General features: G+C 64.5%; 17 protein-coding genes. 9 read left to right on the forward strand and 8 right to left on the reverse strand.

Features of this window, described 5'->3' with window-relative positions; all coding sequences use genetic code 11:
- Positions 1-106: 106 nt before the first annotated feature.
- Positions 107-1738, forward strand: coding sequence for a serine/threonine protein kinase (locus ACX5I4_RS08285; protein ID WP_461836256.1), 1632 nt, complete (start codon positions 107-109; stop codon positions 1736-1738).
- A gap of 10 nt (positions 1739-1748) precedes the next feature.
- Here the strand turns inward: ACX5I4_RS08285 and ACX5I4_RS08290 are convergent, their stop codons facing one another.
- Positions 1749-2645 (reverse strand): TIGR01777 family oxidoreductase, encoded by an 897-nt coding sequence (locus ACX5I4_RS08290; RefSeq protein ID WP_461836257.1) that lies wholly within the window; start codon positions 2643-2645, stop codon positions 1749-1751.
- Positions 2646-2728: 83 nt separating this feature from the next.
- On the opposite strand from ACX5I4_RS08290, the gene ACX5I4_RS08295 reads away from it, so the two are divergent.
- Entirely contained in the window at positions 2729-6256 is a 3528-nt protein-coding gene (locus ACX5I4_RS08295; protein ID WP_461836258.1) for a S41 family peptidase, read from the forward strand.
- Positions 6257-6328: 72 nt separating this feature from the next.
- Here the strand turns inward: ACX5I4_RS08295 and ACX5I4_RS08300 are convergent, their stop codons facing one another.
- The 5 genes from ACX5I4_RS08300 to ACX5I4_RS08320 form a co-directional block, all read right to left on the reverse strand.
- Positions 6329-6757, reverse strand: coding sequence for an OsmC family protein (locus ACX5I4_RS08300; protein WP_461836259.1), 429 nt, complete (start codon positions 6755-6757; stop codon positions 6329-6331).
- A gap of 182 nt (positions 6758-6939) precedes the next feature.
- Positions 6940-7293, reverse strand: coding sequence for a hypothetical protein (locus ACX5I4_RS08305; protein WP_461836260.1), 354 nt, complete (start codon positions 7291-7293; stop codon positions 6940-6942).
- Between the two features lie 160 nt (positions 7294-7453).
- Complete coding sequence (gene sucB / locus ACX5I4_RS08310; protein WP_461836261.1) at positions 7454-9202, reverse strand: 2-oxoglutarate dehydrogenase, E2 component, dihydrolipoamide succinyltransferase; 1749 nt, start codon at positions 9200-9202, stop codon at positions 7454-7456.
- Between the two features lie 107 nt (positions 9203-9309).
- Positions 9310-10692: a dihydrolipoyl dehydrogenase gene (gene lpdA / locus ACX5I4_RS08315; protein WP_461836262.1), complete on the reverse strand. Its 1383-nt coding sequence runs from the start codon at positions 10690-10692 to the stop codon at positions 9310-9312.
- A 235-nt stretch (positions 10693-10927) separates the two neighbouring features.
- Entirely contained in the window at positions 10928-12448 is a 1521-nt protein-coding gene (locus tag ACX5I4_RS08320) for a leucyl aminopeptidase (RefSeq protein WP_461836263.1), read from the reverse strand.
- A gap of 319 nt (positions 12449-12767) precedes the next feature.
- Between ACX5I4_RS08320 and ACX5I4_RS08325 the strand changes: the two genes are divergently transcribed.
- The 4 genes from ACX5I4_RS08325 to ACX5I4_RS08340 all read left to right on the forward strand — a co-directional run bounded on the left by ACX5I4_RS08325 (position 12768) and on the right by ACX5I4_RS08340 (position 18171).
- The gene (locus ACX5I4_RS08325; RefSeq protein WP_461836264.1) at positions 12768-13706 is read left to right on the forward strand and encodes a proteasome assembly chaperone family protein; all 939 of its coding nucleotides are present in this window, start codon (positions 12768-12770) and stop codon (positions 13704-13706) included.
- 35 nt (positions 13707-13741) lie between these two features.
- The gene (locus tag ACX5I4_RS08330) at positions 13742-15100 is read left to right on the forward strand and encodes an MFS transporter (RefSeq protein WP_461836265.1); all 1359 of its coding nucleotides are present in this window, start codon (positions 13742-13744) and stop codon (positions 15098-15100) included.
- 145 nt (positions 15101-15245) lie between these two features.
- Positions 15246-16493 (forward strand): DUF4192 domain-containing protein, encoded by a 1248-nt coding sequence (locus ACX5I4_RS08335; protein ID WP_461836266.1) that lies wholly within the window; start codon positions 15246-15248, stop codon positions 16491-16493.
- A 379-nt stretch (positions 16494-16872) separates the two neighbouring features.
- Positions 16873-18171 carry an RNA polymerase sigma factor gene (locus ACX5I4_RS08340; RefSeq protein WP_461836267.1) on the forward strand — a complete coding sequence of 433 codons (1299 nt, stop codon included), beginning with the start codon at positions 16873-16875 and terminating at the stop codon, positions 18169-18171.
- Positions 18172-18252: 81 nt separating this feature from the next.
- Here ACX5I4_RS08340 and ACX5I4_RS08345 read toward each other — a convergent pair whose 3' ends face one another.
- Entirely contained in the window at positions 18253-19665 is a 1413-nt protein-coding gene (locus tag ACX5I4_RS08345) for an aminotransferase-like domain-containing protein (RefSeq protein WP_461836268.1), read from the reverse strand.
- On the opposite strand from ACX5I4_RS08345, the gene ACX5I4_RS08350 reads away from it, so the two are divergent.
- Positions 19664-20623: a DMT family transporter gene (locus tag ACX5I4_RS08350; RefSeq protein ID WP_461836269.1), complete on the forward strand. Its 960-nt coding sequence runs from the start codon at positions 19664-19666 to the stop codon at positions 20621-20623. The genes ACX5I4_RS08345 and ACX5I4_RS08350 overlap by 2 nt on opposite strands.
- Before the next feature lie 47 nt (positions 20624-20670).
- Positions 20671-21297 (forward strand): FMN-binding negative transcriptional regulator, encoded by a 627-nt coding sequence (locus ACX5I4_RS08355; protein ID WP_461836270.1) that lies wholly within the window; start codon positions 20671-20673, stop codon positions 21295-21297.
- Positions 21298-21387: 90 nt separating this feature from the next.
- On the opposite strand, the gene ACX5I4_RS08360 is transcribed toward ACX5I4_RS08355, so the two are convergent.
- Positions 21388-21609 carry a DUF7455 domain-containing protein gene (locus ACX5I4_RS08360; protein WP_078105523.1) on the reverse strand — a complete coding sequence of 74 codons (222 nt, stop codon included), beginning with the start codon at positions 21607-21609 and terminating at the stop codon, positions 21388-21390.
- A 222-nt stretch (positions 21610-21831) separates the two neighbouring features.
- Between ACX5I4_RS08360 and ACX5I4_RS08365 the strand changes: the two genes are divergently transcribed.
- On the forward strand, positions 21832-23940 hold the full coding sequence (locus ACX5I4_RS08365; RefSeq protein WP_461836271.1) for a DNA gyrase/topoisomerase IV subunit B: 2109 nt from the start codon (positions 21832-21834) through the stop codon (positions 23938-23940).
- Positions 23941-23954: the final 14 nt, after the last annotated feature.

Here is a 23954-nt window from a genome sequence, read left to right on the forward strand (position 1 = left end):
TGTGGCCAAGCTCTCAGTCGTACTCGGCCAGGCTGTGCGGGCGCCTGCCACCCGAGCCTGTGGATAACTTCTGCGGCAATCCGGGAAATCCGGTATCTGTTGAGGCATGGAGACTTTTGCACCCGGCACGGGCGGACAGGACGACGCTGAAGCGATGAGCTCCCAGGAGACGGACCCTTCCCAACCTGTGATTCCCGGCTTTGTGCCCGTCCGTGAGCTTGGCCGCGGCGGAAGTGCCGCGGTATGGCTCGCCACGGAGAAGCGCTCGGGGAGCAGTTTTGCCGTGAAATGCCTTCGCCGGAGACCAGAGGCGGAGGACCTGGACGAGGCCAGGTCCTCCATGCTTCGTGAGGTGCACCGTCTGTCCCGGCTGGACCACGAGCACCTCGTCAAGGTCCGTGGCGTCGTTCAGTTGGCGGGGGCCTTCGACGGCGGCCTGGGCCTTGTCATGGAATATGCGCCCGGGGGCTCGCTGGGGCAGCTGCTCTCCAGCAGGGGACGCCTCAGCGTGGGGGAGACAGCGACCATCCTGACTCCCCTTGCGCAGGCTTTGGCCTATCTCCATCACCAAGGCATGACGCACTCCGACGTTTCGCCCGGGAATGTCCTTTTCACCGCCCAGGGGAAGCCGCTCTTGTCGGATTTGGGCGTTTCACGCATGGTGGGGGATGCTTTCGGCGTCACGGACTTCGGCACTCCCGGATTCGCGGACCCGGGACCGATCGTCCCCGGGGCCAACCCGCTCTTGCCGGAGCGCGATACCTATGCCCTTGCCGCCCTCGGCTGGTATTGCCTCACCGGATCCCCTCCGGACAGCGCGGCCCGGAGGCCACCCCTGACGCTCCTGGTGCCCGCTGTCCCCGCGGCCCTGGCCGCCGCCATCGAGGCCGGGCTTCATCCAGAGCGGCGGCAACGGCCAACAGCCGCGGAACTGGGTATCGCCGTCTATCGGAGCGCGGCGCCGGCAGCCGTGGACCTTTCCGATGCCGTGCACGCGACGGTTGTTCCGGAACTGCTGACCCGGCGTCGGGCTTCTCATACTCATGCGAGGCGCGCCCGCATCAAGGCATTTTTCGGCCGGTTCCGCCCGCGATGGGGAGGACGAACAGGCCGGCCGGCAGTTGCGCTCGTTTCCGTACGACGGCGGGTAGCGTCCATCGTGCTCGCCGTCGGGACACTGGTGGTGGCCGGCTCAGCAACGGCGGTGTGGTGGGCCGGTGATCGAGGACCGGGAGTTGCGCAGCAACCGCAGAGGCCGGCACAGGCGCCGGGGCCGGAAGAGCCCAGACAAGCAGGTACCGCCTTCGACGGGGTTCCGGCCGCGATACAAGGCCAGATCCGCTCCCAAAACCCCGAGGAAGCCATCAGGGGACTAGCGGGCCTCCGGGACAGGGCGTTCAGTACCGGCACGTTTGAACTACTGGAGTACGTCAATGTGGAGGGCTCTGCGGCGGCCGCTGCCGACGGCAAAGTCAGGGACGGATTGGAGAGTGCCGGCTTGGTTCTTGCCGGCTTCTCCACCACCTTGATCAACACGAGCGTGGAAGGCACTGCCGACGGGGACCGCGCGACGGTTAGCGTCACCGTGGAGACATCAGCTTATGAAGAGCGGGATGCCTCTGGACAAGTGGTCCAGGTGCGTGCCGCCGGCAAACACCAGGAACTCAGGGTGCTACTCTTTCGTGGCGGTGGCGAAGGCGCGTGGAAGATCGCCGAGATCCTCGCGAAGCAGTCGTGAAAAGGGGCGATCACTTGCCCTCTGCCACCCATCGGGCCGCGTCAGCCAAGGCAGGGTGCTGCCAGATAAAGCCCGCGTCCATAAGTTTTGCCGGTTCCATGCGCTGGCTGGCAAGGACGAGTTCCTCGGCCAAGTGGCCGCCCAAGACGAGGCGCAGCGCCGGAGCAGGCACGCGAAGGAATGCCGGCCGGTGCAGCGCTGCCGCCAGCTGGGCGACGATCGCGTTGACATCCGCGCTTTCGGGGGCGCAGACATTGACGGGCCCCTCGAGCGGCGAAGCGAGCAGGAATTCGATAGCCGAGACTTCATCGGCCAAGGAAATCCATGGCCAGTATTGCCGGCCATTCCCTAGCGGGCCACCCACACCCAACTTCAACAACGGCAGTAGCCGGCCCAGCGCCCCTCCGTCCGGGCTGAGCACTATGCCCGTGCGCGGGGTCACCACACGGACGCCCGGGGGAGCAGTGTGGGCCGCTGCCTCCCAGTCGACGCAGAGCCGCGCCAGCACGCTTTGGCCGGGACCCGAATCCTCGCGGAGCAGGCCGGGCCGGGACGAGCCGTAGTAGTGCGATCCCGACTGGCTCAGGAACGCTCCGGGCGGAGTTCCCAGCCGTCCCATGGCCGCCGTGAGAGTTTTGGTTGCCTGCCGGCGTGAGTCGAAGATTTCCCTCACCCGGGCCTTGGTCCAGCGGCGATCTCCGATGCCTGCCCCGGAGAGATTGACCACCGCGTCTGCACCGTCCAGGACCGCCTCGTCCAATTGCCCGGAGGCAGGATCCCACTGTGCCTCGCCGGTTCCGGTCGGTGGGCGGCGAACCAACCTGACGACGTCGTGCCCTTTGCGAAGAAGACGCTCGGTGAGCGCGGTACCGATAAATCCCGATGCACCCGAAATCACGATTCGCATGCCCCATCACATCATGGCGAGCGTCACTTCGGCACTCCGGCAGGCCTCGAAGAGCTTGCTTCTCCTTTGACTATGATCGAACAATGACCTCCTCCAGCTACTTCCGTTTCCCGCATTTGCACGGTGATCTGCTCACCTTCGTGGCCGAAGACGACGTTTGGATTGCGCCCGTGGCCGGAGGCCGCGCGTGGCGGATTTCAGCCCAGCAGTTGCCCGCACGCAATCCCCGGTTCAGCCCGGACGGCAAGCGGCTTGTCTGGACGACGATCACCGGCGCAGCTCCCGAGGTAGTGACCGCAGAGGTCGACGGCGGCGGGTACCGGCAGCTGAGCTACTTCGGCCACAGCACCACCCGGGTCAAGGGCTTCACCTCCCGGGGCGACGTCGTGGTCACCTCCGCTTTCGAGCAGGCCGAAGGGCGGCACACCCATGCTTACGCCTTGCCGCTCGACGGCGGCCCCGCCGTCGAACTTCCCTTCGGTCCGGTGGAATCGTTGGCGTTCGGCCCGGAAGTGGGCGATGAGCGTCCCGTTGTCCTCGCCAGTGTGCTCTCCCGTGAGCCCGCTTGGTGGAAACGGTATCGCGGCGGCACAGCTGGAAAGCTATGGATCGACGCCGACGGGAACGGCGAGTTCGCCCGCCTGGTCCCCGAACTCGACGGGAATCTCGCGGACCCGCTGTGGGTGGGCAACCGTATTGCCTTCCTTTCGGACCACGAGGGCTACGGAAATCTCTACTCCGTGCAGCCCGACGGAACCGATCTGCGCCGGCACACCGATCATGAAGATTTCTATGTCCGGCACGCCGCGAGCGACGGCAAGCGGGTCATCTTCGAATCGGCGGGCGAGCTGTGGATCCTGCCGACCCTCGAGGCCGATGCCGAGGCGGTGCGGCTCGACATTACGCTCGGCTCGGCATCGCAGTCGCGCCGGCCGGCTCCCCTCAAAGTTGCGGCCCACTTGGGCGAAGTGGTCCCGAATGCCGCAGGTTCGGCCAGCGCGGTGGAATCCCACGGAACCATCCACTGGCTGCGCCACCAGGACGGACCGTCCCGGGTGGTCGAAGCGACTCCCGGCGTGCGGGCAAGGCTTCCGCGGCCCCTCATCGACGGTCGTATCGCCTATGTGGCGGACCACGACGGCGTCGACTCCGTTTACATCGGGAGGATCGCCCCGCGCGTCCCGGGACCGACCCTCGCAGCCCCGGTCCGGGACGGGGCCGCAGTGGCGCCGGAAACCGACGTGCCGCGCGCATCCGACGAGGCTGTTTCCGGACAATTGCCCCGTCCCGTCTCCGCTTCAGCGATCGCGGGACAGCCCGTGACGCCCGCGGTTCGGGATGCGCAGCCCCACACGGAGGCCGTTCCGGCTTCCGTGGACAGTGCGACAGTGCCGGGCGGCGCTACAGGGAGCCGCGCGGACAAATCGGAGAACGACTTCCAGCGGATCGACTTCCCGAGGGCAACCCGCCCGAGCACGCTTGAAGCAAGCCCTGATGGCCGATGGCTTGCCGTAGGTACAGCATTCGGTGACGTCTACTTGGCCGACACGGCCAGCGGCGCGTTGGCGCTGGTTGTGAGCGTAGGGGATGGCAGCATTGACGGACTCGCATGGTCGCCGGACTCACAATGGCTGGCCTGGTCCGAACCCGTGACGTCGTTTGGTTCACGCAGCAAGCTGCGGATGGTCAACACGGCCAGCCCGGAAGGCATTGTGGATGTCACCGATGGCCGTTTCTGCGACGAATCACCGGCATTTACCCCGGATGGCAAGTTCCTGGCGTTCCTGTCGAATCGCAGCTTTGATCCGGTTTACGACGGACACGCCTTCGATTTGTCCTTCCCCAGCCCCATCAAGCCGTACCTGGTGGCACTCGCAGCGGACACCCCGTCCCCCTTCGGGCCGGTGGTGGACTTGTTTGACGAGGGGGAAGCCGAGGCCGCTCCAAGGGCGACGGGCGGGAAGGACGGTGCCGGAGCGGCCGTCGTGGTCCGGGTGGACCTTGACGGCCTGTCACTGCGCGTCATCGGCGTCCCGGTGCCGCAAGGCAACTACTCGGAGCTCTCTGCCTCCAGCGATGCGCTGTTGTGGCTCGACACTCCGCTTTCAGGTGTTACCGGAGATGGCCGGGGAAAGGTGCAGGACAAGGCACCTGCTCCCGCTTTGGTCCGCTACGAGCTTTCGAAGCAAAAGCAGGTCACCTTGGCTTCGGCGGTTGAGCGCTACCGGGTCTCCGGCGACGGCAAGAAACTGGTCTTCGTCAACGACAAGCAGGTTGTCGCCGTGCCCTCGGACGCCAAGGTTGATGAAGACTCAGGTGAGCGCGTCAAAGTTGAGCTCAACCGGATCCGGGTCATCATGGATCCGTTGGCTGTGTGGGGGCAAGCGTTCGACGAAGCGTGGCGGTTGCAGCGGGACTTCTTCTGGACCGAGGACATGGCGGGCCAGGACTGGGAATCGGTGCACCGCCTGTACCGTCCCGTTGTCGAACGCCTGGGATCGCATGACGACCTGGTTGACCTCCTGTGGGAACTCCATGGCGAGCTCGGTACTTCCCACGCCTATGTACGTCCGGCGGCAGCGGGTGAACCCGGCAGCAACGGACAGGGCCGGCTCGGGGCCGACCTTAAGTTCACGGAGGCTGGCTGGGAGATCACGCGCATCCTCGCGGGAGACTCCTCAGACCCCCTGGCGAACTCACCATTAACGCGGCCCGGAGCCGACGCGAAGGTGGGCGACGTCGTCTTGGCGATTGACGGCGTCGGGCTCTCCGCGGACCGTACACCGGCCGAACAACTGGTGGGTGCGGCAGGCCGCACCGTGGAACTCACTCTCCTCAATGGCGAAGGCCACGGTGATGCGGCCGGTCAGCAGCGGCGCATTGCCGTAGTTCCGGTGAAGGACGAGGAACGCCTGCGTTACCAGGAATGGGTACATGCCAACCGGCGTACCGTGCGCGAGGCCTCGGATGGCAAGTTCGGCTACCTGCACGTGCCGGACATGATGGCCAACGGCTGGGCACAGCTTCACAGGGATCTCGATACCGAGACGGCTCTGGATGGGTTGATTGTTGATGTCCGGCGCAACCGCGGCGGACACACTTCCCAGCTGGTGGCCGAGCTGATCGGCCGCAAGGTCACGGGCTGGAGCATGCCCCGCGGCGAAAAGCCACGGACGTACCCCCATCACGCTCCGCGGGGGCCGGTCATTATCCTCGCCGACGAATTCGCCGGCTCCGACGGCGACATCATCACGCAGGTGTCCAAACTCCGCGGCATCGGCCCGGTCATCGGCACGCGGACCTGGGGAGGCGTTGTGGGCATTGACAACCGCTTCTCCCTGGCTGACGGCACGGGTGTGACCCAGCCGCGCTATGCCACGTGGTTCTCTGGCGGCATCGGCTGGAGCGTGGAGAACTTCGGGGTTGAGCCCGACATCGAAGTGGTGTTCCCGCCCCACGCTTACGCAGCGGGCACGGATCCCCAGTTGGAGTACGGCATCGGCGCGCTGAAGGAAATGGTGCAGGAATTGCCCACTGACCGGCCACCGCTGCGCGAAGGTTACCGCAAGGTCCGTCCGGCTGCGCTGCCCGCCAGGCCGCAACAGGGCTGAACCAACCCGCCCGGCAAGAGGCCCCGCCAACCCCCCGAAACGGGGAGTCGGCGGGGCCTTTCGCGTTGAGTGCTAGGAAGCCAGGGATGCTTCCAGCGTTATCGGGGTGGCCCGGAGTGCCTGCGAGACCGGGCAGTTCACTTTGGCGTCTTCGGCCAGCCGCTGGAATTCTTCCTCGGAGACGCCCGGGATGCGGGCGCTCACGGTCAGGTGGATGCCGGTGATGCCAACACCTGGCTGGAACGTGACGTCGGCTTTGGTGTTGACCTCTTCGGGGGAGAAGCCTGCGCCTGCCACGCCGTTGCTGAAGGCCATCGAGAAGCATGCCGAGTGTGCGGCGGCAATCAGCTCTTCCGGGCTGGTCTTGCCCTCTGCGGACTCCGCGCGGGCCTTCCAGGTGACATCGAAGTTTCCGAGTCCGGAGCTGTCCAGCGTGGTGTTGCCGGCGCCTTCGATCAGGTTGCCGTTCCATACGGTGTGTGCGGTGCGTGTTGTAGCCATGTCCACTCCTCAGCGTCGTTGCGAATTGGCATCCGGATGCCGGATACCGCCGGGTTCAATCCTATGGATTCGACGACGGCGACGCACCGCGTGTCCGCTCTCAGAGGATTGTGACCGCCACGGTCTAAACAGCAACGGCCGCCCGGACGGTGAGTCCAGGCGGCCGCTTATCGATCAGGGAATCACTGCCAGATCGTGGCGATGGCGATGTTGATCAACGCCAGTCCGCCGACGCCGTGTGCCAGACCGGTGGAGACCGGTTCGCCCTTCTTGACCTTGCGCGAGCCAATGACGGCGAGCACGGCCACGGCGAGACCGATGGCGAACTTGATGCCGAGCTTGAAGTAGTTGGGGTCGGCATTGGGCAGCATGGGCAGGATTCCCATCATGGCAATACCGGTGATCAGCTGCACGAAGGCGCCATCCCGCTGACGTGGGTGGACGGTCGGCTGCTTCATGGTGGCGATCCAGAAGCCCACAATCATGGCTGCGCCGACGATGTGCAAGAACAGCAGGACGTTGAAGAGAATACTCATGGCTCCAGCTTAGCCAGAATCTTCTACGTGCCGTAGCAAAGCCACGGAGCAAAATACGAGCACAAAAACGGGGCAGGTTCCGGCGGTTTCCCACCGGAGCCTGCCCCGTCGTCGTGATCCGCACCGTCAGGCGGTGCGAAGCGCTACGCGATGACTGGAATCAGAGACCCAGGTCAGCTTCGAAGGCACCTTCCTCAAGGCGGGCCTTGAGGGTCTGCAGGAAGCGGCCCGCGTCGGCGCCGTCGACCAGGCGGTGGTCGTACGTCAGCGACAGGTACATCATGGAGCGGATGGCGATCGAGTCGTCACCGTTCTCGTCGGCAACCACTACCGGGCGCTTGACGATGGCACCGGTGCCCAGGATTCCCACCTGCGGCTGGTTGATGATCGGCGTGTCGAACAGGGCCCCGACAGAACCGATGTTGGTGATGCTGAAAGTACCGCCGGACAGCTCGTCTGGACCGATCTTCCCCTGGCGGGTACGGCCGGCGACATCGGCGATCTTGCTGGCGAGGCCTGCAAGGTTCAGGTTGCCGGCGTCGGAAATGACCGGGACCAGCAGGCCCTTGTCGGTGTCTACCGCGATCGCGAGGTGTTCTGCGTTGTGGTAGGTGATTTCCTGCTTGTCTTCGTCGTAGGCGGCGTTCAGCTTGGGGTGCTGCTTCAGTGCTTCAGCGACGGCCTTGGCGATGAACGGCAGGAAGGTGAGCTTGACGCCGTTCTGGGCCTCGAAGGAACCCTTGGCCTTGAGCCGGAGCTTGGCGATCTTGGTCATGTCGACCTCGTGCACCTGGGTCAGCTGCGTGGAGGTCTCGAGCGATTCGCGCATGCGGCGGGCGATGACCTGGCGAATGCGCGGAGCCTTTTCCACGGTCCCGCGCAGCGAGGAGGCGACCACGGGAGCGGCGGCAGGCTTGCTGGGGGCCGCAGGAGCTGCGGACACCGGCGCCGGAGCGACGGCTGCTGCCCGCTTGGCGTCGGCCGCGGCGAGTACGTCCTGCTTGCGGATCCGGCCGCCGACGCCGGTGCCCGTCACGGTGGTGATGTCGACACCGTTCTGGTTGGCAAGCTTGCGGACGAGGGGGGTGACGTAGCCGGATTCCGTCGAAGCCGGAGCTGCTGCGGGCGCGGATTCGGCAACCGGAGCCGGAGCTGCCGGGGCGGCGGGTGCTGCTGCCGGCACTGCCTCAACAACGGGCGCAGGGGCTGCCGAAGCGGGGGCAGCAACAGGAGCGGCTGCTGCTACAGGTGCGGGAGCAGCTTCGGGTGCCGGTGCAGCAGCGGCGGGGGCGCCGAAGCCGATGACGGCAAGGACAGAGCCGACCTCAGCGGTGTCGTCTTCGTTGACGCGGATTTCCAGCAGCGTGCCAGCCACGGGGGAGGGGATTTCGGTGTCGACCTTGTCGGTGGATACCTCGAGGAGCGGCTCGTCGACCTCTACGGTGTCGCCGACGGCCTTCAGCCAACGGGTGACGGTGCCTTCGGTGACGCTTTCGCCCAGGGCCGGGAGGGTCACATCGTGGCCCGACGCCGCGGCAGGAGCTGCTGCGGGGGCCTCAGCCGGCTCCGCTGCGGGGGCCGGTGCTGCTTCAGGAGCCGGTGCTTCGGCCGGGGCGGGAGCCGCCGGCGCTTCTGCCACAGGTGCGGCTGCGGGAGCTGCAGCGCCATTGCTGCCGCTACCGATCCGGACCAGGGGAGCGCCGACTTCGGCGGTCTCGTCTTCAGCTACGAGGATCTCTTCGATGATGCCGGCAATAGGAGACGGGATTTCAGTGTCTACTTTGTCGGTGGAAACTTCGAGCAGGGGCTCGTCGACTTCCACTCGGTCACCAACCTGCTTGAGCCAGCGGGTGACGGTGCCTTCGGTGACGCTTTCACCAAGGGCGGGCAAGTTAACGGATTCAGACATGTCGTCCCCGTTCTCCTTATTGATCTTTAGTGCGGATGAGTGGTGCCTGCTGGGGTCCTGCGCCCGCAGTTCATGCGGGCGCAGGACCGGGTGTCTTGCGTAAAGACTCAGCCGTGGAGCGGCTTGCCTGCGAGGGCGAGGTGGACTTCGCCCAGGGTCTCGTTCTGAGTCGGGTGTGCGTGGATGAACTGAGCCACGTCCTCCGGGTGTGCTTCCCAGTTGACGATCAGCTGTGCTTCGCCGATCTGTTCACCCATGCGGGAGCCGATCATGTGGATACCGACGACCGGGCCGTCCTTCTGGCGGACGACCTTCACGATGCCGCCGGTGCCCAGGATGGAGCTCTTGCCGTTGCCAGCCAGGTTGTATTCCTGGGTCTGGACCTGGTCCTCGCCGAACTTCTCCTTGGCGCCCTTTTCGGTGTAGCCAACCGTGGCGATTTCAGGTTCGCAGAAAGTGACCTTCGGGATGTTCACGTCTTCGACGACCACCGGGTTGAGGCCGGCGATCTCTTCGGCGACGAAAATGCCCTGCTGGTACCCGCGGTGGGCCAGCTGAACGCCGGGGACGATGTCGCCGACCGCGTAGACGTTGCCGACGCCGGTGTGCAGGCGTTCGTTGGTGATGACGAAGCCGCGGTCGATGGTGACGCCGGCTTCTTCGTATCCGAGGTTCGCGGTGACCGGGCCACGGCCCACGGCAACCAGGAGGAGATCGGCTTCGAAGCTCTGGCCGTCAACCAGCGTGACCTTCACGCCGTTGTCATCCTGCTCGACGCCCTGGAAGAAGACGCCGGTGCTGAACTTGATGCCGCGCTTCTTGAAGGCGCGCTCAAGGTTCTTGACGATGGCGGCGTCTTCGTTGGGAACGAGGGAGGGGAGGCCTTCAACGATGGTGACGTCGACGCCGAAGGACTTCCACACGGAAGCGAATTCGACGCCGATGACGCCGCCGCCGAGGACGATGACGCTCTTGGGGATGTAGTCCATGGTCAGCGCTTCATCGGACGTGATGACGCGGCCGCCGATTTCCAGGCCGGGCAGGGAACGGGAGTAGGAACCCGTGGCCAGGACGATGTTCTTGCCCTTGTAGGCTGTGCCGTTCACGACGACGGTGTCGGTGCCCTGCAGCTTGCCTTCGCCTTCGATGACCGTGATGCCCTTGGACTTGATGAGTCCCTGCAGGCCCTTGTACTTACCGGCGACGATTCCGTCCTTGTAGGCGTTCACGGCCGTGATGTCGATGCTGTCCAGCGTGACGTTGACGCCGTACTTGGCGGAATCGCGTGCGTGGTCGGCCAGTTCCGCCGAGTGCAGCAGGGCCTTGGTGGGGATACACCCGTTGTGCAGGCAGGTGCCGCCGAGCTTTCCCTTCTCGACGAGACCAACGGTGAAACCAAGCTGAACGGCACGCAGAGCCGTGGCGTAGCCGCCGCTGCCGCCACCGAGTACCAGGATGTCGAATTCTTGCGCAGTTGCCTGATCGGCCACTAGGACGCTCCCTCGCGTGAGCGATGACACGCGACTACGCGTCATCTGGTCTTGGAACTTGTACTGCCGCGATTATGCCAGCACCGAAGTTCTCTTGCATTTGTGACTACCGTGGTTCACCTTAGCGAACCACTTATCCATGCTCCACCCTGCCGAGGCTTTTGTGGGGCGCTTGTGGCCAGACTCACGTCGGGCCGTGGGGCCGGTCATAAACCGGCCCCACGTGGGGACCGGCTCAGGCCGTGGCCAGCACGTCTTCGACGTAGGCGAGCAGCGTCCTGACGGTGCAGCCGGTGCCTTGCTTGGGCGTGTAGCCGTAGGGGCTGCCGTTGTTGAAGGACGGGCCGGCTATGTCGACGTGTGCCCAGGGGATCTGCTTGCCCTCGGCGTCCTTGCCCACGAACTCGCGCAGGAACACTGCCGCGGTCATCATTCCGCCATGGCGTTCGCCGATGTTGGCGATATCAGCCACCTGCGAGTCGAGGCTGGCGCGCAGTTCTTCCGGCAGCGGCATCGGCCAGACGAGTTCGCCCGCGCGGTCTGCCGCGGACTTGAGGGCGCCCGTGACGGCGTCGGAACCCATGACACCGGCAGTACGGTCACCGAGGGCGATCAGCTGGGCGCCCGTCAGTGTCGCGACGTCGATGATGGCGTCCGGCTGCTCGAGGCTCGCCGCGACCAGTCCGTCCGCCATGACCAGGCGACCCTCGGCGTCGGTGTTGAGTACCTCAACCGTCTTGCCGCCGTAGACGGTGAGGACATCCGCCGGGCGCTGTGCCGCGCCGGAGGGCATGTTCTCGGCGATGCAGAGCCACGCGGTCACCTTGACTGGCAAGCCGAGTCCCGCGACGGCCAGGACAGTATTAAGTACGACGGCGGCGCCCGCCATGTCGCTCTTCATGTCACCCATGCCGAGGGCCGGCTTGATCGAAATCCCGCCAGTGTCGAAGGTAATGCCCTTGCCCACAAGCGCGATCTTCTTAGTGGCCTTGGCGGGTGCGTACTCCACCTTGACCAGGCGTGGTTGGCGGGTTGAACCCTTTCCGACGCCGAGGATTCCGCCGAAACCGTCTTTCTCAAGGCGCTTCTCGTCCCACACGGTCACCTTGACGGGGAGGCCCTTGGAGAGCTCTTTGGCGGCTTCGGCAAAGGACTCGGGGTAAAGGTGGCTCGGCGGCTGGTTGACCAGGGTACGGGTGGCGTTGACCGCGCGTCCCACGAGCAACGCACGGTCAAGTGATGGCTGGACTTCCTTGCCGTCAAGGGCCGTGTGGATGAGGACCTTGCCGACCGGATCCTTGAGTCCGTCCTTGCTCGAGCGGTGCTCGGTGTAGGAATAGGAGCCGAGCACGGCGCCTTCGGCGACGGCTGCGACGTCGGCGAGGGACGCCGTCGGGAGGGCGAGCGTCACGGAGGACAGGCCAGCCAGTTGGCGGACGGCGGATCCTGCAGCGCGGCGCAGGGCCTCCTCGGCGAGGGGAGCGTCGTCGGCCACCTTGCCAATACCTGCCAGGACAAGTACGCCCGAGCCGGTCTCCGGAAGACCCGGCAGACGGTGAACCTGATCGGCTGCTCCCGTGATGCCCAGGAGCCCCAGCGAGGCCCCGAGGGATTCAGCGGCCTTCGCGCTCAGCGGGTTCCCGAGCAGGACAGGTCCCTCAGGACCCTGTCCGATGCCTATCACGAGTGCGTCGCTGGGCGACTTTTTCAGGTCCTTGGCAATGGTGCCAAGGATGATGTCTGTAGTCTTCACCACGAGGATCCGTCCTCATTTCTCTCTGCATGGATTGGCCGGGCTGCATGTTAGGCGCCCGGCCCTGATACCCGTCGGTTGTCCGCTTGTGACAACGTCCGTGGTTGCTTCGGTCCGCATACGGCGGCACGTCTCGATCGTAGTCTGTCTGCTGCGCCGGAAAGCAATTAAATGAGAGTTGCAGCACATCGGCTGACAGGAATGCGCAGCCGGTCCGGGGCGTTGTACCAATACATGGAGCGTGGCCGGCCGCCGAAGGCTCTTGCCGCGGTGTGCAGCCGCCTGCTCCTCCTAGAACTTGCAACTGCGAAAGGAACACGCCGTGTTTGAACGGATTTCCGGCTCACTCCTTGACCCTGAGTCGCTCTACGCGAGCAACATCGAGCTCTTCCACAGCCCGGAAATCAGGGGGCTCAACATGCTGATGGGCTTCACGGGATTTGCCGATGCCGGCCACGTGGTCCACCAGATCAACCGGGAACTGCTGGACACCCTTGAAGTCGAAACCGTGGCCGTCTTCGATGCCGACCAGCTCATTGACTACCGCACGCGCCGTCCCCACATCAGCTTCGTCGAAGACCATCTGGAGGACTACAAGGCCCCCCAACTTGCCCTTTACAGGCTGAAGGACGGCCTGGGTGAGCCGTTCCTGTTGCTTGCCGGTTTTGAACCCGACCTCCAGTGGGAGCGGTTCTCGCGCGCCGTCGTCGGGATCGTGGAAAAACTCGACGTCAACCTGGTTACCTGGATCCACTCGATCCCCATGCCGGTTCCGCACACCAGGCCGGTGGGCGTCACGGTGCACGGCAACCGCCCGGAACTCATCGAAGGGATCTCAACGTGGAAGCCGACTGTCGACGTTCCTTCGGCTATTGGCCACATTCTTGAGCTGCGGCTGAGTGAAGCCGGGCGCAAGGTGGCCGGTTACGTCATCCACGTTCCGCACTACCTCGCCGATGCGGAGTACCCGCCGGCAGCGGTCGCGGGACTTGAATACCTGGGCGCGGCGACGTCCCTGATGCTGCCCACGGACCGCCTCCGCGAGGCCGGCAGGGAAGTGGGCCGGCAGATCGCCGAACAGGTGGAGGCATCCGAGGACGTCCAGCAGGTGGTTTCAACGCTGGAATCCCGCTATGACGACAAGGCCGAGGGGACCGTCCGTCGATCCCTGCTCGCTGACGAGAACGACGAACTGCCCAACGCAGAGGACCTGGGTGCTGCGGTTGAGGCGTACCTCGCACGTAAAGATGCGCGCCCATAAAGCAGCTTTAATGCGGCCCCGGGCATAATGGAAGGGTGAACGCACCCCGCGCCTGGCTCATATGGACGATCGGGGTGCTCGCCTATCTCGTGGCAGTGGCCCAGCGCACATCTTTTGGTGTGTCAGGACTCGAAGCGACTGAGCGGTTCCATGCCAGCGCGGCCGCCATTTCCTTCTTCACCGTCCTGCAATTGCTCGTCTACGCCGGCCTCCAGATACCCGTCGGGCTGCTTGTTGACCGCTTCGGTTCCCGCGCCATGATTGCCAGCGGGGCCGTGCTGATGGGGCTCGGCCAACTCCAACTGGCCTATGCCGAGACTGTTCCGGGCGGCGTGCTCGGCCGGGTGCTCGTCGGCGCAGGCGACGCCATGACCTTCGTCTCCGTGATCCGCCTCGTGCCGATCTGGTTCGCGCCGGCCCGGGTTCCCCTCGTCACCCAGCTGACTGGGATGTCGGGCCAGCTAGGCCAGCTCATCAGTGTGGTGCCGTTCGCGCTGGTCCTTCATTCCGCGGGCTGGAATACGGCCTTCTTGGCCCTGAGCTCCCTATCGGCACTCGCCGTCGTCCTCGTCCTGGCCTTGCTTAGGGACGTTCCGCCCGGTCATCCGCCCCGGGAGAGCGCCCAAGGGCTGCGCGCCACGGGCGTGACACTGGCCCGTGCCTGGAAGCAGCCCGGGACGCGCTTGGGGCTCTGGTGCCACTTCACTGTCCAGTTCAGCGGTAACGTCTTCGCCATGTCCTGGGGCTACCCGTTCCTGGTATCGGCGCAGGGCCTGAACCCGGCCACCGTGTCCGCCTTGATGGGACTCTTCGTAGTCACGAGCATTCTCGTAGGGCCTTTGTTTGGGACCTTCGTGGCCCGGCACCCGATGCGGCGCTCCGCCATGGTCCTCCTGATTACGGCGGCTACCGCACTTGCCTGGGCTGCGGTCCTGCTGTTGCCGAGCAGGGCGCCCCTATGGTTGCTTGCCCTGTTGGTGGTCGCCCTGGCCATCGGCGGCCCCGGGTCCATGATCGGCTTCGATTTTGCCCGGACGTTCAATCCTTCCCACAGGATCGGTACCGCCACGGGCATCGTCAACGTGGGAGGCTTCGTTGCGGCGCTCCTGACGATCTACTTGGTGGGGCTCATCCTCGACATTCTCCACACCAGTGGTTTCTCGGGCGGAGAGCTATACGGCCTGGCGTCCTTCCGCATCGCGTTAAGCGTGCAGTTCCTGTTCCTTCTTGTGGGTACCGTCTTGATCGTCATGACCCGCCGCAAAGTGCGCCGCCAGATGGCGTCCCAGGGCGTACACGTCCCGCCGCTCCTCGTGTCGCTGGCAAACCAACGCCGGCGCCGCGTGGAATTGCGGCGTGAACGGCTTGCGAAACAGCGAAGTTCAGCGAGTTAGCCTGTTTCGCCGCGGCTTCCTTTTGCCGGGAGGCCTCGTAGCTGGTGCTGCGGCGGTGATCCTCCACGGGCCGTCCTTGGAAACTTTGTCCACATAGGGCAATTGAGGCCTGCCGTCGACGCTTATTGCCGCCGATGCTGAAATCATGACATCAGACAACCGTGTAACCGTCTCCCGGCCCGAGGACATCTTGGGCTTCATTCCCCACGCCTTGGGTCATTGGCCGAAGGAGAGCCTTGTGGCCATCACTTTGCGCGGCCAGACGCTCGGCGCCACCCTTCGGGTGGACCTTCCGCCCGGGAGATCCCAAGAGGTGCTCGCGGTGTACTCGCGGAAGATCGGAGAATATTTGGAAGCTGACCACGAAGCCGACGGAGTGCTCCTGGCAATTTTCAGCGACGATGGCTGGGACGATGGCGGTGTTGTACGGGGCAATGTGTCGCTGCTGGAGGACCTGGATCTAGTGCTGGCCCGCCGTGGCCTGGCGCTCCGTGATGCCTGGTTTATTGGTTCTGAGTACTGGCGCAGCGCGTTTTGCACCGACATCGCGTGCTGTCCTATCCCAGGGCGTCCTGTGGACCAGATCCTCGACAGCCGGCTCAACGCCGAAATGGTTTTCAGGGGGAGCAGCGTCAGGGAATCGCCCCGGTTGCTGGGGCCAGAGGACGAACCGGCCGTTGATCCGGAATTCTTGCGCGCGGAAGCAACCGCCCTTGAGGAGATGCTTCGGAGGTGGCAAAGCAAGAAGGCATTCGAAGAAATGCTGGATGTGTGGATGCGGATCCTCGATTCCGGTCTTCCCGAAGAACTCGACCTTGAGGCGGCGGCGTTCCTCCGGGCGAGCCTGCGGGTCCCGGCGTGGCGCGACGCCGTGGTGGTCTTGGCTGCTGCGGGGAAAGGGGTCGCCCGCGGCGGTGCGGAAGCCTTCCGCTTCTTTTCTCCTGAGCGCGATGACGAAGAAGCCTTGCTCATTCCCCCCGGACTTCGTCCCCTCTCGCCAGCAGCAGGGAAGGGCAAGGGGGCATCCGGAGGGGAGCCTCCGCGGACGGCGGCTGCTGATATCAACGCTTTGCGGTACGGGGACGTGTTGCTGGGACTCTACCCGGATACCCCGGATTGGGACCGGCTGACTGCCTTGGACCAGGTTTTGGCGAGGCTCTCGCGGCGTGGCGGTGGCGAGGGACGCGCTGCCGCGCTCACGATCCGGGGGTGGATTCAATGGTGCCAGGGGAGCGGTTCGTTCGCCGACGAGCTTTTTTCGCAAGCGGACGCCGAACAACAGGGCTATCGACTTGCGGAACTACTTGCCGAGGTGGTGCGGCGCGGCACCGTGTGCGGCTGGGCGAAAAGCCAGACCTCCGCGTGGCGGAAGTTCGGTCGGACGGCGGCCTGACAAGAAGCCATGAGCAAAGGCTCGACGTGAAAGACAGGGACGCGGCGTCAAGGCAGACCCGACCTGAAGACAGACCCGACCTGAAGGCTCCGAGGCGCGTCACTGATGGAAATCCGCCGACGCGTAATTGTCCGCAAGGAAGTCCATATCGACCCTCGAAAACCAAAACCGTGAGACAATGGTTGCCGAGACCCGGTTGGGTCCGTGTTTCAAGTGCCTCAAGTGTCCCTGAACCCAGGGAACATTTAGGCGTCGTCGGGAGTTTTACCTAAAGACTCTGCGGTCGGCGATGGCACTTGATGTTCATCGCGGACTTGACAGGGTCATAGTGGTGTTGCCCCCATGGTGATTCCACAGACCGCCGCTAGAAAGGTTTTCTGTGACCCCGTCTTCCGCCGAGAAGGAACCCGCCGCCCAGGCCGAACTGTCCGCCGAAGAAAAGAAGGCGGCTACAGTTGCGAAGCGTGCGGCAACGCGTGCTGCCAATGCTTCAACTGCAGGTGCAGAGAAGCCGGCACCCAAGAAGCGCGGGCCCAAGCCCGGCGCCAAGGCCGCTGCCGAAGCAGCCAACAAGTCCGCCGGCGCCGACGAGGACTCCGAGGAAGAAGCCGAGGATTTTGACGCCGTCGTTCCCGATGAAGCAGAGCTCACCGAGGAAGTCGAAGAAGGCGAAGAGGGGAAGAAACCTGCCACAACAGGTTCGGGTTTTGTCTACTCGGATGCCGATGACGACGACGCTCCTGTCCAGCAGGTTATGTCTGCCGGAGCAACCGCCGACCCCGTCAAGGATTACCTGAAGCAGATCGGTAAGGTCGCACTCCTGAACGCGGAGCAGGAAGTCGACCTTGCGCTCCGCATTGAAGCCGGCCTCTTCGCAGAGGAGAAGATCAACGCCGACGACGGTTCCATGGACCCGAAGCTCAAGCGCGAGCTCGAGTTCATCATCCACGACGGTAAGCGCGCCAAGAACCACCTCCTCGAAGCCAACCTGCGCCTCGTGGTCTCCCTGGCCAAGCGCTACACCGGCCGCGGGATGCTGTTCCTGGACCTCATCCAGGAAGGAAACTTGGGCTTGATCCGTGCGGTGGAGAAGTTCGACTACACCAAGGGCTTCAAGTTCTCCACCTACGCCACCTGGTGGATCCGCCAGGCCATCACCCGCGCCATGGCAGACCAGGCCCGCACCATCCGTATCCCGGTGCACATGGTGGAAGTCATCAACAAGCTGGCACGCGTTCAGCGCCAAATGCTGCAGGATCTCGGACGCGAACCCACGCCTGAGGAACTGGCCCTCGAACTGGACATGACGCCCGAGAAGGTCGTCGAAGTCCAGAAGTACGGTCGCGAGCCCATTTCGCTGCACACTCCGCTTGGCGAAGACGGCGACTCCGAGTTCGGCGACCTCATCGAGGACTCCGAAGCCGTTGTTCCGGCGGATGCTGTGAGCTTCACCCTGCTCCAGGAGCAGCTGCACTCGGTACTCGATACCCTGTCCGAGCGTGAAGCGGGCGTCGTAGCCATGCGCTTCGGCCTCACCGACGGCCAGCCGAAGACTTTAGACGAAATCGGCAAGGTCTATGGAGTCACCCGCGAACGCATCCGTCAGATCGAATCCAAGACGATGTCCAAGCTGCGCCACCCCTCGCGGTCGCAGGTTCTGCGCGACTACCTCGACTAAAGCAACGGACGCCTTGCCCACAGCGGCGCAAGGCTTTCGCGAAAATGGACCCTCGGATCTTCCGGGGGTCCATTTTCGGTCCTAGCGCCTGTTTCGTTCGAGTGCTTGGCCGAGGATCCTTGCGCCTTCCGGGAAGGCGGAGGGGTTGGGGCCGGCATAGTTGAGTCGGATGAACGGACCTGCCGGTTCGGCCGGGAACCACTCGTTGCCGACGGCGATCATCACTCCTGCACTCTCGCAGTCCAGGGTCACCTTTTCGAGGTCGGTTCCGTCCGGCAAGCGTGCCCAGAGGTTCAGCCCTCCCTTGGGGATCTGGCTGATGTGGGCCTGCGGGGCGTGTTCGCGCAGGCTCGTGACCAGAAGGTCGCGGCGGGATTGAAGCTGATGGCGGAGGCTGCGCAGATGCGTCTGCCAGGCCGGCTGTGTGACGACATCGAGTGCTGCGGCCTGGAGTAAGCCGCTGACATACATCGACTCTGCCGCGCGGTCGGCAAGGATGCGTTCACGGGCCGGGCCTCGTGCGATGACGGCCGCAACGCGGATGGCGGGGGAGACGCTTTTCGTGAGGGAGCGCAGATAGACGACATGCCCGGAGTCGTCACGTGCGGCGATGGGCATGGGAGTCGAAGTGATGCCGAAATCGTGGGCCCAGTCGTCCTCAACCAGGAAAGCACCGTTCGCGCGGACCACGTCCAGGACTTCTTCGCCCCGCCGGATGGGCCATTGTGCCCCAGTGGGGTTCGCGTAGTTCGGTTGAGCATAGAACAGCCGTGCGCCGGTCTCCTCAAAGGCCCTGGCCAATTCTTCCGGGTCCGGCCCATCGGGTCCGCTCGGCACCGGGACGATGCGGACTCCGGCTTGCGTCGCAGCGAGGATGGCTCCCCAGTAGCTCGGGGATTCCATGAGCAACGGCTGCCCGTGTCCTACCAACGCACTAAATATCGAGCTGAGACCCCCTTGGCTTCCTGGCAGCACGATGACGTCGCTCGGTGTTGGCGGGGTGAGTCCTGCCGGGGTCGCTGAGCCGAGTTCGTGCGCGAACCAGGACTGCAACTCGGGAAGCCCCGCAGCGGGTGGTCGAGACAAGGCGGCGTCTCCCCGGGCGGCCCGGGCGAGCGCGGCACGCACAAGGCGCTCCGGCAGGAGTTCCCGGTCCGGGTAGCCGGAGTGGAATGCAATGACGTCGTTCGAGGTGTTGCGCATTGTGGTGGAGGCCGAGCGGGGAGGTGCCTGCGGTGCGCGCAGCGCCGCAGTCTGCCAGCCGTAATCCGACGGCCGCGCCGTCCGGACGGCCCGCACGAAGGTTCCGACCCCCGGCCTGCTCTCGATCAGGCCCTGGGAGGTGAGCGCCTGCAGGGCCTTCTGCACCGTCACCGGGCTGGCCTGGTACTCGGCAACCAGCGACCGGGTGGACGGCAACCGGGATCCCGGTGCGACCCCAGCGATCCATTCGCGCAGTCGCGTCGCAATCCGGGAACTGCTATCGTTGTTCATGAGAGTCAATAGTAGCGCTACTACGCTTATTCGCCCAGCGATATCGTCCAGCCCGGCCACGGGCCTTTGGTGGGGTCTTCTTGGAGTAGCGGCGTTCTCGTTCACTGTTCCCTTCACCCGACTAGCGGTTGGTGGCCTGTCGCCACTGTTCATCGGCTCGGGTCGCGCTGTGGTCGCGGGGATACTCGCGACATGTGCCCTCTCGCTCACCAGGCAGCGCCTTCCCCAAGGTAAGCAATGGACGCGGCTCGTGGTGGTCGCCGCCGGGATTGTTGTCGGCTTCCCGTTACTCACTTCATTCGCCCTCATGACGACGCCGGCCAGTCACGGTGCCGTCGTCATCGCTCTGTTGCCGGCAGCGACGGCAACCGCGGCTGTGCTGCGCGGACGTGAGCATCCGCCGATCGCCTTCTGGCTGGTCACGGCCGTGGGAGCCATTGCGGCCATTGCATTCGCCCTATCGCAGGCAGGTCACCCAACGCAGTCCGGCGGGCTCGGGCAGCTGGACTGGGCGGACTTGCTGCTCCTCGGTGCCGTCATTGCCGCGGCCATCGGTTACGCGGAAGGCGGACTGCTCGCACGCGAACTCGGTGCGTGGCAGACCGTATCCTGGGCGCTCGTCCTCGCATTGCCGTTGATGGCCGGCCTGACTGCGCTCTCCATGTCCTGGCAGCCACCGTCAGCTTCACCGATTCAATGGGCTGCTTTTGCATACCTCGGAGTCGTCAGCATGTTCTTCGGCTTCTTCGCCTGGTACCGGGGCCTCGCCATGGGACCCATGGCCAAAGTCAGCCAGATACAACTCATCCAGCCCGTGCTGAGCATCTGCTGGGCAGGAGTGCTGCTTGGCGAAACCCTGGGCTGGACCACAATCGTCGGCGGAATCGCAGTCATCCTTTGCGCCGGCATCGCAGTCCGGGTCCGGCTCAATCCGCGACCCAAGAATCAGACACCCTAGCGGCCACCGGACATCAAGATCCCTCCCTCCCAAAGAAGAAGAACACCATGTACATTCCAGCGCACTTCCAAGCCGGCCCCGAAGCCATCCACGACCTCCTTATGCGGCCGGGCGCAGCCAACCTGGTCACTATGACCCAGCGCGGCCTGCTCGCCAGTTTCGTGCCCTTCGTCTTCGATCCTTCGACCGGCGAACACGGCGCGTTGCACGGACACCTCGCCCGAACCAACGCGCAATGGTCCGAGCCGGCGATCGGAGAATCACTTGTCATCATCCAGGGTGCGGACGCGTATATCTCGCCTTCGTGGTACGCCTCGAAAGCCGAACACGGACGTGTCGTCCCGACGTGGAACTACTCCACGGCCCACGTCTACGGAACGCTCGCTATCCACGACGATGTGGCCTGGCTTGGTGACCAGGTCCGGCGGCTGACCGAGCTCAACGAAGCCCACTTTGAGCGGCCGTGGGCCGTGGACGATGCGCCGGAGCGCTTCGTCGCCGGTCAGTTGCGAGCCATCGTTGGCGTCGAATTGTTGATCACGAGGATCGAAGCGAAAGCCAAACTGAGCCAGAACCGGCCTGACAAGGACATCGACGGGGTCGTGGCCGGGCTTGGTGCCCAAGGGCACAAGGAGATGGCTGCCGACGTCGCCCGGGCAAGGCAGGAAAGTTAACGCAGCGAGGCCCCCTCCATTCGGAGGGGGCCTCGCTATCTCTGTGAAATTTTGTCAACCGCCGCGGCCGGTGTGCCCGGCCACGGATGGCTAGTCGGCGAGGACGGGTTCCTTCTCCTGAAGGCGGCCCGTTTCGTCATGCCAGTCCGAGGTCATCGGCCGGAGCGTGGCCTCTACTGCACGTGCGTGGTGGCCGCAGAAAAGCAGCTCACCGCCGGAGGACTCGAGTACAACGCGGACATATGCCTGGGCCCCGCAACGGTCGCACCGGTCGAGTGCATTGAGTGTGCGGTCTGCAACTGCTGTTGTCATGTTCGGCCTCCTTAGTAGTTCTGTGTATCCATATAACCAGCATTCGAAGCAAAACCATGGCAAGGATGGGTCACGTTCGCTGTCCGCGTATCACATGTGCGTAACACTGGGAAGTGGCGTCCGGCACGATTGGGAGTGGCAGCACGCGCCAAGGCTTCGGGGCGGCTAGCCTAGGGGGAGTGTTATTTTGCGTCTGTTACACCCCGAAGGAGCGCCCCGCCCGTGGCACCGAGTTCTGAATACAACGCCCGGCACCTTTCAGTTCTGGAAGGACTGGAGGCCGTCCGCAAGCGTCCGGGCATGTATATCGGTTCCACCGACTCCCGCGGCCTCATGCACTGCCTGTGGGAGATCATCGACAACTCAGTCGACGAAGCGCTGGCGGGCTTCGGCCACGACATCCAAATCATCCTGCACGCGGACAATTCGGTGGAAATCCACGACGACGGCCGCGGCATCCCCGTGGACCTGGAACCCAAGACCGGGCTGACCGGCGTCGAGGTCGTCTTCACCAAACTGCACGCGGGTGGAAAATTCGGTGGCGGCTCCTACACGGCTTCCGGCGGTTTGCACGGCGTTGGTGCTTCCGTTGTGAACGCGCTCTCTGCGCGTCTTGACGTGCAGGTGGACCGCGGGGGCAAAACGTACCAGATGTCTTTCCGTCGGGGCGAGCCCGGACGATTCAAGGACACTGGCTCCAAGCCAAGCCCGACGTCTGTCTTTGAACCGTTCGTCGAAGATTCGGTGCTCGATGTCGTCGGTAAAGCCAAGCGGGGTGTCACCGGCACCCGCATCCGATACTGGGCAGACCGTCAGATCTTCACGCCGGACGCGAAGTTCTCGCACGAGGACCTCGCTGCCCGTGCGCGCCAAACTTCCTTCCTGGTTCCGGGCCTCAAGCTCACCGTGCGCGATGAGCGCCGCCTTCCAGGCACGCCCGGCGAGAACGGCCCGCACGAAGAGGTCTTCCATCACGACGGCGGTATTTCCGAGTTTGTCGACTTCCTCGCCGCGGATTCGGGCGTCACTGACATTTGGCGTCTCCACGGTGCGGGCAAGTTCAAGGAGACCGTTCCGGTCCTTGACGAGAATGGGCACAGCAAGATCGCCGAAGTGGAGCGCGACTGTGAAGTTGACGTCGCGCTGCGGTGGGGAATCGGCTACGAGACCACGATGCGCAGCTTCGTCAACATCATCGCCACGCCCAAGGGCGGGACGCACCAGGCCGGCTTCGAACAGGCACTCCTGAAGACCTTCCGCAAGGCCGTGGAAACGAACGCACGCAAACTCAAAGCAGGCAACGACAAGATCGAGAAGGATGACGTCCTTGCCGGCCTCACGGCAGTGCTGACTGTCCGCCTGGCAGAGCCGCAGTTCGAAGGCCAGACGAAGGAAATCCTGGGCACATCGGCGGTCAGGGCGATCGTCGCCAAGGTGGTCGAAGAGGAGATCACGGCGCGCCTGAACTCGGCGAACCGCAATGACAAAGCCCAGTCCGCCTTGCTGCTTGAGAAGATCGTCAGTGAGATGAAGTCCCGCATCTCCGCCCGCGTGCACAAGGAAACGCAGCGCCGGAAGAATGCACTGGAAACGTCGTCGATGCCCACCAAGCTGGCGGATTGCCGCACGGACGACGTCGAACGCTCGGAATTGTTCATCGTGGAGGGTGACTCCGCCCTTGGCACCGCCAAGCTCGCGCGGTCCTCGGACTTCCAAGCGCTGTTGCCTATCCGCGGGAAAATCCTGAACGTACAGAAGGCCTCCGTAGGGGACATGCTCTCCAACGCAGAGTGCGCCGCCCTCATCCAGGTAGTCGGTGCGGGATCGGGCCGGAGCTTCGACATCGACGCCGCCCGGTACGGCAAGGTGATCCTGATGACCGATGCAGACGTCGACGGCGCCCACATCCGCACGCTCCTGCTCACCTTGTTCTTCCGGTACATGCGCCCGATGATCGACGAAGGCCGGGTATACGCGGCAGTACCGCCGCTGCACCGGGTCGAAGTCATCAACGCTGGCCAGAAGGCCAACGAGATGATCTACACCTACTCGGAGGCCGAACTGCACGTCCTGCTGGCAAGGCTCGCCAAGGAAGGCAAGCGCTACAAGGAGCCGATCCAGCGCTACAAGGGCCTGGGCGAAATGGACGCCGAGCAGCTCGCCGAGACCACCATGGATCCGCGCCACCGCACGCTCCGCAAGGTGGGGATCGAGAACGCCAAGATGGCGGAGGACACTTTTGACCTGTTGATGGGTTCCGACGTCGCCCCCCGCAAGGACTTCATCATTGCGGGGGCCGCAGACCTGGACCGGGAACGCATCGACGCCTGACCCGGCGGGCCCGC

The organism is Arthrobacter sp. MMS24-S77, assembly GCF_054888235.1.